The organism is Streptomyces acidicola, assembly GCF_009377235.1.
GTDB lineage: Bacteria > Actinomycetota > Actinomycetes > Streptomycetales > Streptomycetaceae > Streptomyces > Streptomyces acidicola.
Window position 1 is genome coordinate 1 of record NZ_VMNX01000257.1, and the last position, 13,386, is coordinate 13,386.

The 13,386-nt window shown below is 67.9% G+C and carries 12 protein-coding genes and 4 pseudogenes; 8 read left to right on the plus strand and 8 right to left on the minus strand.

The window, feature by feature from the left end; translation table 11 throughout:
* Positions 1-161 precede the first annotated feature (161 nt).
* The 3 genes and pseudogenes from exaC to FPZ41_RS39140 all read left to right on the plus strand — a co-directional run bounded on the left by exaC (position 162) and on the right by FPZ41_RS39140 (position 2,578).
* On the plus strand, positions 162-1,685 hold the full coding sequence (gene exaC, locus FPZ41_RS39130; RefSeq protein ID WP_152868656.1) for an acetaldehyde dehydrogenase ExaC: 1,524 nt from the start codon (positions 162-164) through the stop codon (positions 1,683-1,685).
* Between the two features lie 298 nt (positions 1,686-1,983).
* A pseudogene (locus FPZ41_RS39135) lies at positions 1,984-2,172 on the plus strand (fluoride efflux transporter FluC); the annotation flags it as partial.
* A 70-nt stretch (positions 2,173-2,242) separates the two neighbouring features.
* Entirely contained in the window at positions 2,243-2,578 is a 336-nt protein-coding gene (locus tag FPZ41_RS39140) for a DUF190 domain-containing protein (RefSeq protein WP_152868658.1), read from the plus strand.
* Positions 2,579-2,688: 110 nt separating this feature from the next.
* Here FPZ41_RS39140 and FPZ41_RS50460 read toward each other — a convergent pair.
* Positions 2,689-2,943 (minus strand): annotated as a pseudogene (locus FPZ41_RS50460) (hypothetical protein); the annotation flags it as partial.
* A gap of 81 nt (positions 2,944-3,024) precedes the next feature.
* Between FPZ41_RS50460 and FPZ41_RS39150 the strand changes: the two are divergent.
* Positions 3,025-3,435 (plus strand): hypothetical protein, encoded by a 411-nt coding sequence (locus FPZ41_RS39150; protein ID WP_322621300.1) that lies wholly within the window; start codon positions 3,025-3,027, stop codon positions 3,433-3,435.
* Between the two features lie 357 nt (positions 3,436-3,792).
* Here the strand turns inward: FPZ41_RS39150 and FPZ41_RS39155 are convergent, their stop codons facing one another.
* Entirely contained in the window at positions 3,793-4,680 is an 888-nt protein-coding gene (locus tag FPZ41_RS39155) for a septum formation family protein (RefSeq protein WP_152868662.1), read from the minus strand.
* A gap of 343 nt (positions 4,681-5,023) precedes the next feature.
* On the opposite strand from FPZ41_RS39155, the gene FPZ41_RS39165 reads away from it, so the two are divergent.
* Entirely contained in the window at positions 5,024-5,365 is a 342-nt protein-coding gene (locus FPZ41_RS39165; RefSeq protein WP_407698876.1) for a hypothetical protein, read from the plus strand.
* Here FPZ41_RS39165 and FPZ41_RS39170 read toward each other — a convergent pair.
* From FPZ41_RS39170 to FPZ41_RS39180, 3 genes are all read right to left on the minus strand, one after another.
* Positions 5,323-5,598 carry a hypothetical protein gene (locus FPZ41_RS39170; protein ID WP_228023281.1) on the minus strand — a complete coding sequence of 92 codons (276 nt, stop codon included), beginning with the start codon at positions 5,596-5,598 and terminating at the stop codon, positions 5,323-5,325. The genes FPZ41_RS39165 and FPZ41_RS39170 overlap by 43 nt on opposite strands.
* A 194-nt stretch (positions 5,599-5,792) precedes the next feature.
* Positions 5,793-6,131 (minus strand): hypothetical protein, encoded by a 339-nt coding sequence (locus tag FPZ41_RS39175; RefSeq protein WP_152868664.1) that lies wholly within the window; start codon positions 6,129-6,131, stop codon positions 5,793-5,795.
* A gap of 918 nt (positions 6,132-7,049) precedes the next feature.
* On the minus strand, positions 7,050-7,394 hold the full coding sequence (locus FPZ41_RS39180; RefSeq protein WP_152868666.1) for a DUF5134 domain-containing protein: 345 nt from the start codon (positions 7,392-7,394) through the stop codon (positions 7,050-7,052).
* A gap of 200 nt (positions 7,395-7,594) precedes the next feature.
* On the opposite strand from FPZ41_RS39180, the gene FPZ41_RS39185 reads away from it, so the two are divergent.
* Complete coding sequence (locus tag FPZ41_RS39185) at positions 7,595-8,815, plus strand: metallophosphoesterase (protein ID WP_322621301.1); 1,221 nt, start codon at positions 7,595-7,597, stop codon at positions 8,813-8,815.
* 102 nt (positions 8,816-8,917) lie between these two features.
* Here FPZ41_RS39185 and FPZ41_RS39190 read toward each other — a convergent pair whose 3' ends face one another.
* Positions 8,918-9,406 carry a GNAT family N-acetyltransferase gene (locus FPZ41_RS39190; RefSeq protein WP_152868668.1) on the minus strand — a complete coding sequence of 163 codons (489 nt, stop codon included), beginning with the start codon at positions 9,404-9,406 and terminating at the stop codon, positions 8,918-8,920.
* Positions 9,407-9,905: 499 nt separating this feature from the next.
* Between FPZ41_RS39190 and FPZ41_RS39195 the strand changes: the two genes are divergently transcribed.
* Positions 9,906-10,175, plus strand: a complete 270-nt coding sequence (locus FPZ41_RS39195; RefSeq protein ID WP_228023283.1) for a hypothetical protein — start codon at positions 9,906-9,908, stop codon at positions 10,173-10,175.
* An 816-nt stretch (positions 10,176-10,991) separates the two neighbouring features.
* Positions 10,992-11,239, plus strand: a pseudogene (locus tag FPZ41_RS39200) (IS1380 family transposase); the annotation flags it as partial.
* Between the two features lie 173 nt (positions 11,240-11,412).
* On the opposite strand, the gene FPZ41_RS39205 reads toward FPZ41_RS39200, so the two are convergent.
* Together FPZ41_RS39205 and FPZ41_RS39215 are read right to left on the minus strand one after the other, a co-directional pair.
* Positions 11,413-12,993: a family 10 glycosylhydrolase gene (locus FPZ41_RS39205; RefSeq protein ID WP_152868670.1), complete on the minus strand. Its 1,581-nt coding sequence runs from the start codon at positions 12,991-12,993 to the stop codon at positions 11,413-11,415.
* Between the two features lie 266 nt (positions 12,994-13,259).
* Positions 13,260-13,386 (minus strand): annotated as a pseudogene (locus FPZ41_RS39215) (IS630 family transposase); the annotation flags it as partial.

Genomic DNA, 13,386 nt, shown 5'->3' on the forward strand with positions numbered 1-13,386 from the left:
GCCCACCAGCACCCAGCACCCAGCACCCAGCACCCAGCACCCAGCACCCAGCACCCAGCACCCAGCACCCAGCACCGCAACGTTCTCGCAACGTGGGTGTTCCTAGCCTCGCGGCGAGAGCTGCCCAACGGCGGGCAGTGCGTTCTCGGGAGGCAGGCACCATGACGCGTTACGCAGCGCCCGGTACCGACGGCGCGATCGTCTCGTACGAGGCGCGCTACGACCACTTCATCGGCGGCGAGTACGTACCGCCGGCCACTGGGCGGTACTTCGCGAACCCGAGTCCGGTGAACGGGCAGCCGTTCACGGAGATCGCCCGGGGAACCGCCGAGGACGTGGAGCGGGCGCTGGACGCGGCGCACGCGGCCGCGCCCGCATGGGGCCGCATGTCCGCGGGCGAGCGTTCCGGCATCCTGCGCAAGATCGCCGACCGGATGGAGGCGAACCTGGAGAAGCTGGCGGTCGCGGAGAGCTGGGAGAACGGCAAGCCGGTCCGGGAGACGCTGGCCGCGGACATCCCGCTCGCCATCGACCACTTCCGGTACTTCGCGGGAGCGATCCGCGCACAGGAGGGTTCACTCGCCGAGCTCGACGACGACACGGTCGCGTACCACTTCCACGAACCGCTCGGGGTGGTCGCGCAGATCATCCCGTGGAACTTCCCGATCCTCATGGCGACGTGGAAGCTCGCGCCCGCGCTCGCGGCGGGCAACGCGGTCGTCCTCAAGCCGGCCGAGCAGACACCGGCGTCCATCCACTACTGGCTGAGCCTGGTGGCCGACCTGCTGCCGCCGGGGGTGGTGAACATCGTCAACGGGTTCGGCGTCGAGGCGGGCAAACCGTTGGCGTCGAGCTCACGCGTGGCGAAGGTGGCGTTCACCGGCGAGACCACGACGGGGCGGCTGATCATGCAGTACGCCTCGGAGAACATCACTCCGGTCACGCTCGAACTCGGCGGCAAGTCGCCGAACATCTTCTTCGACGACGTCTCGTCGGCGAACGACGACTTCCTCGACAAGGCGCTCGAAGGCTTCACGATGTTCGCCCTCAACCAGGGCGAGGTGTGCACCTGTCCCTCGCGTGCGCTCGTGCAGCGTGGCCACTACGCGGAGTTCATCGAGGCTGCGGTGGCTCGCACCGAACTGATCAAGGCCGGGCACCCGCTCGACACGGACACGATGATCGGGGCCCAGGCCTCCAACGACCAGCTGGAGAAGATCCTCTCCTACCTGGACATTGGTCGGCAGGAGGGCGCGAGGGTGCTGACCGGTGGTGAACGCGTCGAGTTCGACGGCGAGTTGAAGGGCGGCTACTACGTCCAGCCGACCATCTTCGAGGGGGACAACCGCATGCGGATCTTCCAGGAGGAGATCTTCGGTCCGGTCGTGTCCGTGACCTCCTTCGACGACTTCGACGACGCCATGAAGATCGCCAACGACACGCTGTACGGCCTCGGGGCGGGCGTGTGGACGCGGGACATCAACACCGCCTACCGCGCGGGGCGTTCCATCCAGGCGGGCCGCGTCTGGACGAACTGCTACCACGCCTACCCGGCCCACGCGGCTTTCGGCGGCTACAAGGGCTCGGGCATCGGCCGTGAGACCCACAAGATGATGCTGGACCACTATCAGCAGACGAAGAACATTCTCTGTTCCTACAGCCCTCAGAAACTCGGTTTCTTCTAGACCCTCAAGCGGGTTGCCTGGAGGCACTGTTGCCCTCCAGGCAACCCAGTACGACAAACTCGCTCAGCAATCAATTCAACACTTTGCGCCACCGTACGACCTCCAGGCGGCTCCGTCCCGGTCCAGCCGCGGACCAGAGTCGACTCTCTAAGATCTAGCCGGGCCCCGCCACTCGCGCCCTTAAACATCAGTGACTTGAGGTCCGCTTCGCCGGGTTTTGGTTGAGGGAGTGATCAGAGACACGGCCAGGGAGAAGATGCCCTTCAGGCGGCTGGCAGGGGAAGCTCGCCTCACCAATTTCCAGCTCTTGCTGGGCACCGGCCTGTGCGGAGCGCTGACGACGTACCCCACCCTCTCCTACGAGACCCTGCGACTGGCCGAGGAGGACGCCCGCTTCTTCGCCGCCGCCAACGCGGTCGCCAGCATCGTCGCCGGCCTCGGCGCTGCCTTCACCGGCACCGCCCTCGCCCAGTCGATCCGGGCCTGACCGCCGCAGACCTCCTCCGCCACGTCCCGCCCCGCCGGTACGGTGACAGACGTCGGCAAGGGGGTGCGCGATGGCGCTCGAGGCAATGTCCGCCCGACTGACCATCCGCCTGTCCGCTAGCGCCGTATGGCATCACAAGCCCGCGTACGCGGAAATCGTGCACCGCGCACACGCCGCAGGGCTGGCCGGAGCCAGCGTCTTCCACGGCTTCGAGGGCTACGGGACACATCTGGAGATCCACGACGACAAGCCGTCCCGGCCACGCAAACACGGCCCGTGCGGCGTCGTCCTCATCGACACCGAGGACCAGTTGCGTGCCTTCCTCGACACACTCGAGGACATACTGTCCGTCAACGGAGTCGCCGTACTCGACCGAGTGCAGGTCCACCTGCCCGCCCCTCGCTGACCTCCGGCACGGCTTCGACGAAGCCCGGAAGCGGACAGAACACCGCCTTCCCAGGGCGATGACGTGTCCGTCGTCCCGGATGGTCTGCCCGGCGCCTGCGGGGCCCGGCGGTGGCGGGCGACGACGGCCCGGCCGGCGGTGACGATCCTCAGGTCGTCCTCGCCGAACCGGTGCAGGACCTTGACCGTGACGCCGGGCAGGCCGGGCGGGACGGAGTAGAAGTCGCCGTCGAAGGCGACCAGGCTCTCCGGGCTGCCCGACCGACAGCATCCGCCCCCGCTCCAAGCTGTCAAGGGCCGCTGGCGGTGTGCCTGTCTGGGTGAAAGTTCATTAGAACCGGATACTGTGCCCGCAAATTGACTCATAGTTCCCTCGGCGAGGAAGAAGTGCGGCGAGAGGGATGAGACATGCGTTTGAGGCGTGCGGGGACGGTCCTGGGTGCGGCCGTGCTCACCGTGCTGACAATCCCGGCCAACGCTCACGCTGCGGCGATCGCCTGCGGCGGCGGCACGTCGACCGGCCGTGTGGCTGTCAACGGATGCATCAGCGCCCAGAGGCAACTTCACGGTCACGCCCCTTTCAAGGAGGTGACGGCGTATGTCAAGTTGCGGAACACGGGAACAAGGGCGGTGAACGTCTCGTACGAGGCGTATTGGCGCACTTCTGGCTTCGACTGGACGAAATTGGGCAGCAGCCGTACCAATGTCGGGGCCGGCATGACCGTTGGCCCTCTCGAGGTGGGCACCAAGGACCGCGCATGCGACGGCATCAAGGTCGAAATCCGAGTGCGTGCCCAGGTCGGCGGCGGCTCATGGAGCGGCTGGGCCCCGGCATCCACCAAGCAATGCCAGACCTGATCGCCTGAACATCCGCGGCAGGACCGGGTTGCCCGTCCGCAGTTGGTCGAATTCCTGCGCAGGCTGGATCGCGGCTCCCGCCCCGGCCGCTTGGACACCGGGTACGAAGACAACGGCCCGCCAATACGGCGTCTGTACGACACACCCAAGGCCGTCCACCCGGGTGGCCGGTCCTTCCCTCGTGACTGCCGTGATGCCCCAGCCCCCAGGCCCGCTGACCGTTGTCGGCCTGTCCTGCGGGCCGGCCGGCTGCCGCTCCGGCCAGCTGCCGCTCCGGCCGCCGGCCGGAGCACGAGACCCCAGGGTGACGATGCCCCGGGCCTTGGCGGGCACGGTCCCGGCTGGTCCGGCGGGGTGTCAGCCCGCCCAGACCTCGGCCTCGTCGGCCGGGACGGTGGTGGCCAGGCCCAATTCCCTGCGGGCGGCGACCGACTTGTCCGGGTCGATGCCGGTGAACGCCGGGTCGTAGGCGATGTAGAACGCGTCGGCGTCGGCGGCGTTCGCGGCCTTCCTCCAGTTCCCCGCCGCCTTCGTCAGCGTCGCGCGGAGCTTGCCGACCTCGGTGCCCTCGATGCCGTCCAGACCCTTGACGTGTGTGTCGAGGGCGGCCGCGACGGCCTTGGCCTGCGTCTTGTAGCCGGCGAGGTCGTCCTCGACGGTGTCCTTCTCGGGCTGGTTCGCCCACAGGGCCTCGTAGACCGCGTTCGAACCCCTGAGGTACGTGTTCTGTTCGGGCCTGAGGGACTTCGCGGTCTCCAGCGAGCCGCTGAACGTGCCCTTCTCCGCGGTGTAGGTGCAGCTCACCGCACGGTCACCCGTCGCCCAACTCTCCTTGGTCGGGGTGTAGTAGAAGAGGGCGACGCCCTTCGGGAGCGCCCAGGTGTCCGGGGCGTACTTCTGCGCCTCTACCGGGCAGCGGTTGTCCGCGACCGCGGAGACCCCGTCGTCGCCGGGGTACTCCTTGCCCTTGTCGATCGCGAACTCGCCGACGACCTGGCCCTCGTGCGCCTCCTCGCAGGGCACGATCTCGACGGTGTACGCCGTCCCCACGGCCTTGCCGGTCGGGTTGTAGCAGTCACCGATGTCCAGCGAGAACACCGAGCGCTGGCGAGCCACCTTCTTCGCGCTGTCCCCGGCACTGTCGACGGCGTCGGAGACGTCCGAGCACCCCACCGCGCCGATCGCGAGTAGGACAGCAATGGCAGATATGCCGCGAAGGGAACGATATGGGGCATAGATTGTCATGACGTGAAGTACATCCTCTTATGTGTTCTTTGCGAGGGCCATGCGCAACGTATGCCAATTCCTGTGGCCCGGTTGCGCGAAGGCCCTTACCTCATCAACGGCGTCTCTGACTCGCGACGGGCCGCGAAGGTTGTATCCGGACTGCTCGCATGTGAGTAAACCCCTGTGGCACTTTCTGTGGAGCCGGGCGCCGTTGAGCATGGAGGGACGTGCGCAAGGGCGGGCGAAGGGACAGCTCCTCCAGTCGTCGTGCATGTGGAGGCAGCCGGCAACGATGCCTTCACCATCAGGCCATCCGGTGACTCGTTGCTAGCGAAGTGCAACACGTCGAGGTAGGCCGTCCCTGCGAGATTGCACACCGTTTCGATGCAGCCGCCGTCGCCCGGTCGAAGAACCCAGCGAGCCTCATGCCATGCAGGTTCCGGCAGCACCGAGCAGCTCAACCGAGCAGGCAGATGAGCTCGTGTCGCATAACGCGGTTCTCGTTGGCCGGAGCAACGCAGCCGACAACCGTTCCTTCAGCCAGCACGAGGCCGCCCTCGACGCACTCGGTTCTCTCAATGTGCCGATCATCGCCGCCATCGAGTGCGGCCACGTCCCGCCCTACATGCCGATCGTCAACGGAGCGTACGGACGCATCGTTCACACACCGAGCCGGAGCGAACTGACGCAGAGCTTGGACTGACGCATCAGACCGGTCGCCCACCCATCTGACCGCACGGCGTCGGTCTTCCCGGCCGGGACGGCCGGGCGGCGCCCGCCCTTGTTGCCCTTCGCCTCCACGGCCTGCAGCCCGTCGTACGTCAGCTCCCGCTGAAGTTCGCGCTGGAGTTCGCCCGCGGCGGCGAGGGTCTGCACCATGAACTTCACCGTGGACAACAGTTCTCCGGTGCGCGGGTGGCGTGCGGTGAGGTCCATCGCGGAGAACGCGCCGTCGTGGATACGCAGGGCGAGACGGTTCGTCGGCCGCGAACTTCGTCCGTCCCTCGATGTAGGGACCGGGCTCCTCACCGCAGAGGTAGATGAGCAGCGGGAGCCGTGCTGCGTGGAAGTCAGGGGAGTCATCCGGGTCCCAGGCGCGATACAGCGGGGGCACCACGCTGCTGCCGAATTTATGAGGCATCGCCGTACCTGTTCTGGCAGCGTGCCGTGATGTCGGAAAGCACCGCGTGGGCCTCGGTGAGGGTGAACTGCCGACTGGTCACCTCGGGTAACTCGCTCACCGCCACGAGCGTCTCGAAGTACGCCGCCGAGCCGGCGTCGAGACGTCCGGCGCGTCGTTTCGCCATCGTGAGCGTGCAGATGGCGTTGATCTGATCGGCTAGATCGTCGTACGCGCGGCGCCGGGTACCGACACTGGCGCGGTAGGTCCGACGGTAGGCGAGCATGGCATCGTGCTGGGCTTCCGCCTCGGGCTCCGGTCCGATGTCCCTGCCGTCCGGCAGTCGCACCCCTCTGAGCCTCTGAACGACGTCCACGCGGGCGTCCGCACTCACCGGACCGCGAGGACGGTCCCGTTCCGCGACGAACTCACACAGGTCCCGCTGAGGCGTCTCGTTGACGATGAACGTGAACCGTGTACCGTCCGGCAGCGGCTTGCCCAGGAACAGCTTGCCCAGATAGCTGCTGTCTGCGGCCTTCTTCTCCTCCGGCCTGCAAACGTTGGCGATACTGTGCCGCGTCCCGGCTTCCTCGATCGTCTTGACCTACCGGTATACAGGGGCGCCATCCCGATGACACAGGATGTCCTCCAGGTCCTCCCACGAGACCGCCGTCCACTGCCCTTCAAGCATGTCCAGGCAGTCCAGCAACGTAACGGCATCCTGATAGGCAAACCCGCGCCTGCTCCGACGGCCACCGCCAGCAGGTGCGAGAGCCACGGCCGCCTCGTGCACTCTGACGCACAGCACTGAACCCTCGATACACGGCAAAATGGCCTGTTCACACAGTTCCCCCATAAGCCACTTCGGAGCATGCAGTAGATCACCGCATCACACAGAAGGGCAACGGTCGTGCAGAACATCGGCCTCGCTCCGTGTCCGTGCCGCTACAAACGCAGCACGGCAGGAGCACGGACCGACGAACGGCGGGCGCCGGACGCTCGCGTGGGGAACTCGCCAACACCGGAGCGGCCAGGAGCTCCCCGCACAGGTGATCATTAGCACCCCGCCGAGTGGCTCGGTTCAGAGCAGCAGGACGAACATCACTGCCAGCCCCAGAGCCATGGCCCGTGGCAGGCCGGCGACCACGCATCGGCCGTCCGCCACCGGCCTCGGCCCGCCCGCGGGCGTCGCGCTGGCGGGCGCCGAAGGCGCGGGCCGGCCAGCGCAGCGTGAAGGCCAGCAAGACAAGGGCCAGCACGGCAGCTGTCAGCTTGCGTCCGGTTCCGGCGAGGCTCTTGGTGGCCACGCCGCACCCGGCGACATGTCCCTTCCGGCCATGGCCTGACTGGCTCCGCCAGATCTCTGACCCGCGGTCATGCCGCCGGGGTCCATGACGGCGACCATCCAGACCATCGCCGCCATCATCACAGCGCGGAACAGCGAGCCGAGCAGAGTCCTGACGCGGAATCCGCCGTCGGCACGCCACAGCGCGGAGCACACGAACCACAGCGCGCCTGCAGCGAACACGACGATCTGCGGGAGGGCCGGCACCTCCATGCCCCACGGCCAGACCATCGCGATCACCGAGAGCCACTGGCTGCTCCCTGTCACGCTCGCCGGCACCGCCCTGTTCGGCCTCGGCCTGATCGGTATGCCGCTCGCGATGGTGCGCGGCCACAACGGACGCCGGCAGGACTCGGAGGCCACCTCGCCACATGGGGCTGCCCACGATGAGCACCCCGTCCGACCGGCCCGAAGACGGCCGGATACAGTGCGCGCGACGGCAGCCTGGTTACTCAAGGAGGGGAAGCGTGACCGACACCAGCGAAACCCGATCCGCCGACAGCGCAGCGCACGCGACTCAACAGAGCCGACTGCACCGCCTGATGCGATACCTCCCCCTGATCGCCCCCGTCCTGCTGTGGACCGTGCCCTGCTGGCTGCTGCTGCACACCGGCCAGCACTGGCCGCTCCCTGTCACGCTCGCCGGCACCGCCCTGTTCACCCTCGGCCTGATCGGCATGCCGCTCGCGATGGTGCGCGGCCACGGCCGACGCCAGCAGGACTGGGCGGCGATCGTCGGAGACACCCTGCTGGGCACCAGCTGGATCCTGTTCACCTGGTCCGGCGTGCTCGGCGTCCCGCTGCGGCTCGCTCTGACCGTGACCGGCGTGGGCGACGGCCAGGACCGGGCCCGGATCGTCACCTGGGCGGTCCTCGGCACGGCCGCCGTGCTGCTCACCTGGGGGTACGTTGAGGCCCGCCGGGTACCACGGGTCCGCCGTCTGGACGTGCAACTTCCGCGCTTGGGGGCCGGGTTGGACGGCACGCGCGTCGTCCTCATCACCGACACCCACTACGGCCCGCTCGACCGCGCCCGCTGGTCGGCGCGGGTCTGCGAGACGGTCAACACGCTGAAGGCCGACCTGGTCTGCCACACCGGAGACATCGCGGACGGCACGGCCGAACGCCGCCGCGCCCAGGCCGCCCCACTCGGCACCGTGCAGGCCACCCGGGCCCGGGTCTACGTCACCGGCAACCACGAGTACTACAGCGAGGCCCAGGGCTGGGTCGACCTCATGGACGAGCTGGGCTGGGAGCCACTGCGCAACCGCCATCTGCTGCTCGAACGCGGTGGCGACACCCTCGTGGTCGCCGGCGTGGACGACGTCACCGCCGAGTCCTCCGGCCTCGCCGGCCACCGCGCCCACCTCCCCGGAGCCCTGCACGGCGCCGACCCCGACCACCCCGTCCTGCTCCTGGCCCACCAGCCCAAGTTCGTCGACCGGGCAGCAGCCGCCGGCATCGACCTCCAACTCTCCGGCCACACCCACGGCGGCCAGATCTGGCCCTTCCACCACCTGGTCCGCATCGACCAGCCCGCCCTCGCCGGCCTCAGCCGCCACGGCACCCGCACCCTCCTCTACACCAGCCGCGGCACCGGCTTCTGGGGCCCGCCGTTCCGCGTCTTCGCCCCCAGCGAGATCACCCTGCTCGTACTCCGCTCCCCGCAACGGCCCCCCACGCCGTAGCGCTGGGCGGGCCGGCGGTTCCGCCTGGAGATGGTGTCCAGCGGCTCCTGCTGTCGGCCACCATGCTGGCGAAGTCGGTGCCCTGCGAACCGGCACACCGCGTCATGACGAAGGAATGCGAAACTCGAATTCGGGACGGTCCCACGGCACGGCGGGCGGGTTCGCGAGCGCGGTCCCGGTCCGCAATGCACCGACGCGGTGGTAGAAGTCCTCGGCGGGAAGATGCGACACGACCTTGACACGGTCGAGCCCGGCGGCACGAGCCTCGGACTGCATGTGCGCGACGAGCAGCCGTCCAATGCCACGTCCTTGCGCTTCGTCGGCGACGAACAGCAGGTCGAGCTCCGCTGGAGCGAGGACGAGCGAGTAGAACCCGAGGACCCGGCCTCCATGCTCGTCGGCGCCGACGGCTACGAAGGCGCGGTGGGCTTCGATGTAATCAGGACCGACCCGGTAGCCCGCCACTGCGGATGCGTACTTACCCTCGTAGGCGCCTGAGCCACGCACGAGCCGCGTGAGCCGTTTGGCATCACGCGCGACTGCCCTCCGTATCGTGATCGGCTGGCTGATCGGAGAAGTGCGTGAACTCATCGGGAGAGTATTTCGCACCGGGGAGTGCCTTCCTGCGGCGGGTCGGCTGCTCGGACAGGCGTTCCTGCACCGCTCCCGGGAACCGCTCGCCCAGGCCCCGATCGTCCACGTCACTGCCGCCGAATCGGCCGCCCGCCAGCTGCAACTGGCCCCCGAACCGATGCGGAAGAGCTGGAGAACGGCGTGGTCGACGGCTGCTCTCCCTGAGCCTGCCGTGGCGAAGCCGAGCCGGTACAGGAAAGTTCCGAGCCAACCTCGTGAGGCGGATCATCCTCGACGTGTTCGCCAGCCCCGGCGGCTGGACCACGCCCTCACCGTCCCCGAGGCTTTATGGAGGCCAGCCCCCTGGGCCAATACGCACCCCGGCGGTCACTCATAGGCAGAATCCGCAAGTTGGTTGACAAGACCGTTCTTCTCCACGGCCTCGTGGACACCGCTTCCACGCTGGCCCTCATGCGCGAATTCGAATACCGGAGCAGCAACTTTCCGTTGGAGGAGTATGAACTCACCCAGACACTTTGAAGCGCAGGAAGCGGCATGGCGCCACGCCACCGGACTGACGGAGTACTTGAGCGCCGTACGCACGCGAGTCGAGGCCATGGCCCCGGGGCAGACCAGAACCGAAGCCGAAGCATGGATCAGCTGGGCAGCATCCGCCGTCGAGCGCCTCGACCCATTGCACACACCACCCCGACTGCCCGACATCCCCGAACCACGAGCCGACGACCTCAGGCCCTTCCTCGGGCACTGGAGCCCCTACGGCCCCTGACACGACACCCACCGCACAGGCGTTCGACTTGTCGAGATCCAAGAGCTATGACCTCGTTCGCCGCGGAGAATTCCCGTGCCGCGTGCTGCCGCCCGTGCCGCGTGCTGCCGACGCACCGCCCGCGTCGTCACCGCCTAGCTCCTCCGCGTACTCCAGAGCGGGGAGCCGGAGTGCAACAGAGCCTTCAGTGCAAGCCCTAATCCGTCATGACCAAATGCACGACGACGCCCCGCCGCAGCAGGCCGACAGGGCATCGTCGTATCAGGTGCCCGTCCACGCAGGACCCCCGTCGGAGCAAGCTGACGGGGGTCCTCACCTGTGACGAGCGATCACAAGCGGGTCACCAACCTCGCGGACTCGCTCACGTCACAAGACTCTGACCTGGACTTACGCGCTCGCCCTGGACCAACTGGACGCCCGTGGACGGTTTCTACGACATGTGCCATGTCGTACCGCAGGACTCGCACGACAACACCACAGATCACGGACCAAGATCCGGACCAGGTGCGGACCAACTCGGCTCAGCAACAGACGATTCCACCCTTTGCCGCAGGTCAGAGGCGACGGTGAGCGTGTACCACCAGCAGACGAAGAACCTCCTGGTGTCGTACTCGCCGAAGAAGCTGGGCTTCTTCTAGACGCCAAAAAAGGGCGCCTGAACAGGGCAGATACCCGGCAGGCGCCCTTCTCGGCGCACATCTGAGCAGCGAGCCGAAACACGCCCTTACTCCCGATACCTCCCACCCATGTCCCAGCTCTGACCAGCAGTTCTGGGGCATCTCCGGGCCAACGTCGAGCTAAGGCGCTCTCCGTATCGTCATCGTCCGTGACGACGGCGTCCTCGTCCTGGCGCACTCCGAGAAGCAGGACGCCACCGCGACCTGGAAGAAGACGTTCGGCCACCACCTGCTGATGGGGTTCGTCGACCACGGTCGCGGCGGGTCCGGGAACCGGTCGTGGGCCTGCTGCGGCCCGGCAACGCCGGCTCCAACAGAGCCGCGGACCACATCGGGGCCGCCAGGCCGGCCCTGGCCCAGCTGCCGAAGAAGTACCGGCGCGGACGGCACACGCAGCCCCTCGCTCCGCGCCCGGTCAAGCAGCATCGCGACGAGCTGCTCGTCCGACGCGGCCGGCGGTATCGCATCACCCGAGCGGCTCCTCCATGGACTCGTGCCCCGTCGGCCGGCCGCGCGAGACCGGTCGACCGACTGCCTTCCCGGGGGCTGAGAGCACGTCGTCACGGTACTTCGAGAAAGGGCGGGAACGCCGCTTTCGCGATAGCGCCCTTCGCCACCCTCACCACGGTCGCCGGAGCGCCGGTCACGCCCTCCGGCAGGGACAGGGTGAGCCGATACACACCCGGTTCCACATGGGCGAAGCCGAACCAACCCGAGCCGTCGCTGAGCCGGACGGTCTTCTCACCGCCACTCGTGAGCGGGTCGAGTGTCACCGCCACCTGGTCCAGCGGGCCGCCGCCCCGGAACACGAGCCTGCCCGTGACATGCCCGTCCCGGGGTGACGCCTTCCACGGCATGCTGGGCACCGCCGCCTCGTCCTTGAACGGCGCGTCCTCGCCCTGCGTCAGCGCCTTCGCCAGCTTGGCCCGCTCGACCGCCGAGCCGTTGGCCGCCACATCCTTGCTGGGACTTGCGTACGAGTAGCCGCTCCAGCCGGCCGCGGTATTGCCTGCCGCGCTGGGCCGCAGTGCCTCCGTGATCTGGCTGAGCGAGTCCGCGACGCCGTTCAAGTACAGCGCGGGTCCGTTGACCGCCTGCCGCTCGCCCTGGTGGTCGGCCAGGAACTCGGACCACTCGGAGAACATGCGTGCCTGGTCCGGGTCCCAGTTGCGCTTGTAGTTCATGGTCACGGCAGTGTCCATGATCCCCTCGTCCAGCCATCCCGCCCAGTCCTGCAGGACCTCGGCGTAAGTACGTGTGGCCTGCCAGCCGCCGACCGTCTGCGGCCCGTGCCCGTAGGTGATGGCGTCCATCGACAAGCGGGCCTGCGGGTCGACCTCCCAGACACCGAGATAGATCTTGCGCACCAGATTGGTGACCTGGCTGCGCCGCCAGTCACTCCAGGCCGTGTCGGCCGGCAGGGGTATGTCCGTACGGCCCGTCGCCTGTTGGAACCGGGCGACGGACACATCGTTGTAACCCCAGTCGCTGTGGGTGGTGGTGGAACTGCCGTCCGGGTAGCGGACATAGTCGAGGTTGACGCCGTCCACGTCGTAGTTGCGGACAATGCTCTGGATGCCGCGGACGATGTAGTCGACGGCCGCCGGATGGCCGGGGTCGACATAGGCGTTGGCGCCCACCAGTTCCTGGCCGTCGGCCTTCTTGTTGAGCCAGCGGCCGGCGCCGGTTGCCTCCGGGCCGTGTTGGTTGAAGACGTGGTCCGGGGATCGGGGCGGAGTAGTGCTGTTCCACATGGTGTTGACGTTGACCCAGGCGTGCACCTGCAGTCCGGCCGCGTGCCCCTGCCGGACTGTTTCCTCCAGCGGATCGTAGGGCTCCGGAGCAATCGCGGCGTCGGTGCGTGGGTACAGGGCGTTGTTGCAGAAGCAGTCGTAACGCCGCGCTGTCTGAACGATCAGAGCGTTGGCGTTGGCGTCCAACGCGTCCTTGACCAGCGCTGCGACCTGCGCGGGTGTGTAGATGCCCGGGTTGAACGCGTCCACCCAGTAGCTGCGCCACTGCGCCGGCGCCGCCGCGCCGTCGTCGGCGTGGGCGTGGGCGTGGGCGGGCGGCGCGGTGACCGCGCCGAAGAGCAGGCCGAGGCCCGCCGCCAGGATTGTGAGTACGCGAGGCAAACGCATGTGATGTGTCCCCCTGTGGAGTTCATCGACTACGGGCGTACGTCGTGGGAAGACGGTGGGCCCCGGCTGGTCCGAGTGCCCCGGCAGGCAGCGTGTGCCCGTCAAGGAGCGGCGTCCGGTGCGCGCTATCGGCGTGCCGGCCGGAAGCCCTCGTGCTGGACGTACTTGGGCTTTCGGCCGGTGCGGCGAGTGGGGTACCCCCTGCTCGAAGAGCTTGAGGGAGCATGCCGGGCGTCGCGGCGGGGCGAACGTCGCCTGTTGGGGCACTAGTCTTCTGAGTCAGGAATTCTGTTCAGATAACTGGCGAGGCGTTCGAGGATCTCGTCCGCGGTCTTCGTCCAGACGTAGGGCTTGGGGTCGGTGTTCCATGCGGCGATCCAGGTGCGGATGTCT

Coding starts and splice junctions, on each gene's coding strand:
- exaC (WP_152868656.1), top strand. CDS start 162: ATGACGCGTTACGCAGCGCCCGGTACCGACGGCGCGATCGTCTCGTAC.
- FPZ41_RS39140 (WP_152868658.1), top strand. CDS start 2,243: ATGGCGCTCGAGGCAATGTCCGCCCGACTGACCATCCGCCTGTCCGCT.
- FPZ41_RS39155 (WP_152868662.1), bottom strand. CDS start 4,680: ATGACAATCTATGCCCCATATCGTTCCCTTCGCGGCATATCTGCCATT.
- FPZ41_RS39170 (WP_228023281.1), bottom strand. CDS start 5,598: ATGGACCTCACCGCACGCCACCCGCGCACCGGAGAACTGTTGTCCACG.
- FPZ41_RS39190 (WP_152868668.1), bottom strand. CDS start 9,406: ATGAGTTCACGCACTTCTCCGATCAGCCAGCCGATCACGATACGGAGG.
- FPZ41_RS39195 (WP_228023283.1), top strand. CDS start 9,906: ATGAACTCACCCAGACACTTTGAAGCGCAGGAAGCGGCATGGCGCCAC.
- FPZ41_RS39205 (WP_152868670.1), bottom strand. CDS start 12,993: ATGCGTTTGCCTCGCGTACTCACAATCCTGGCGGCGGGCCTCGGCCTG.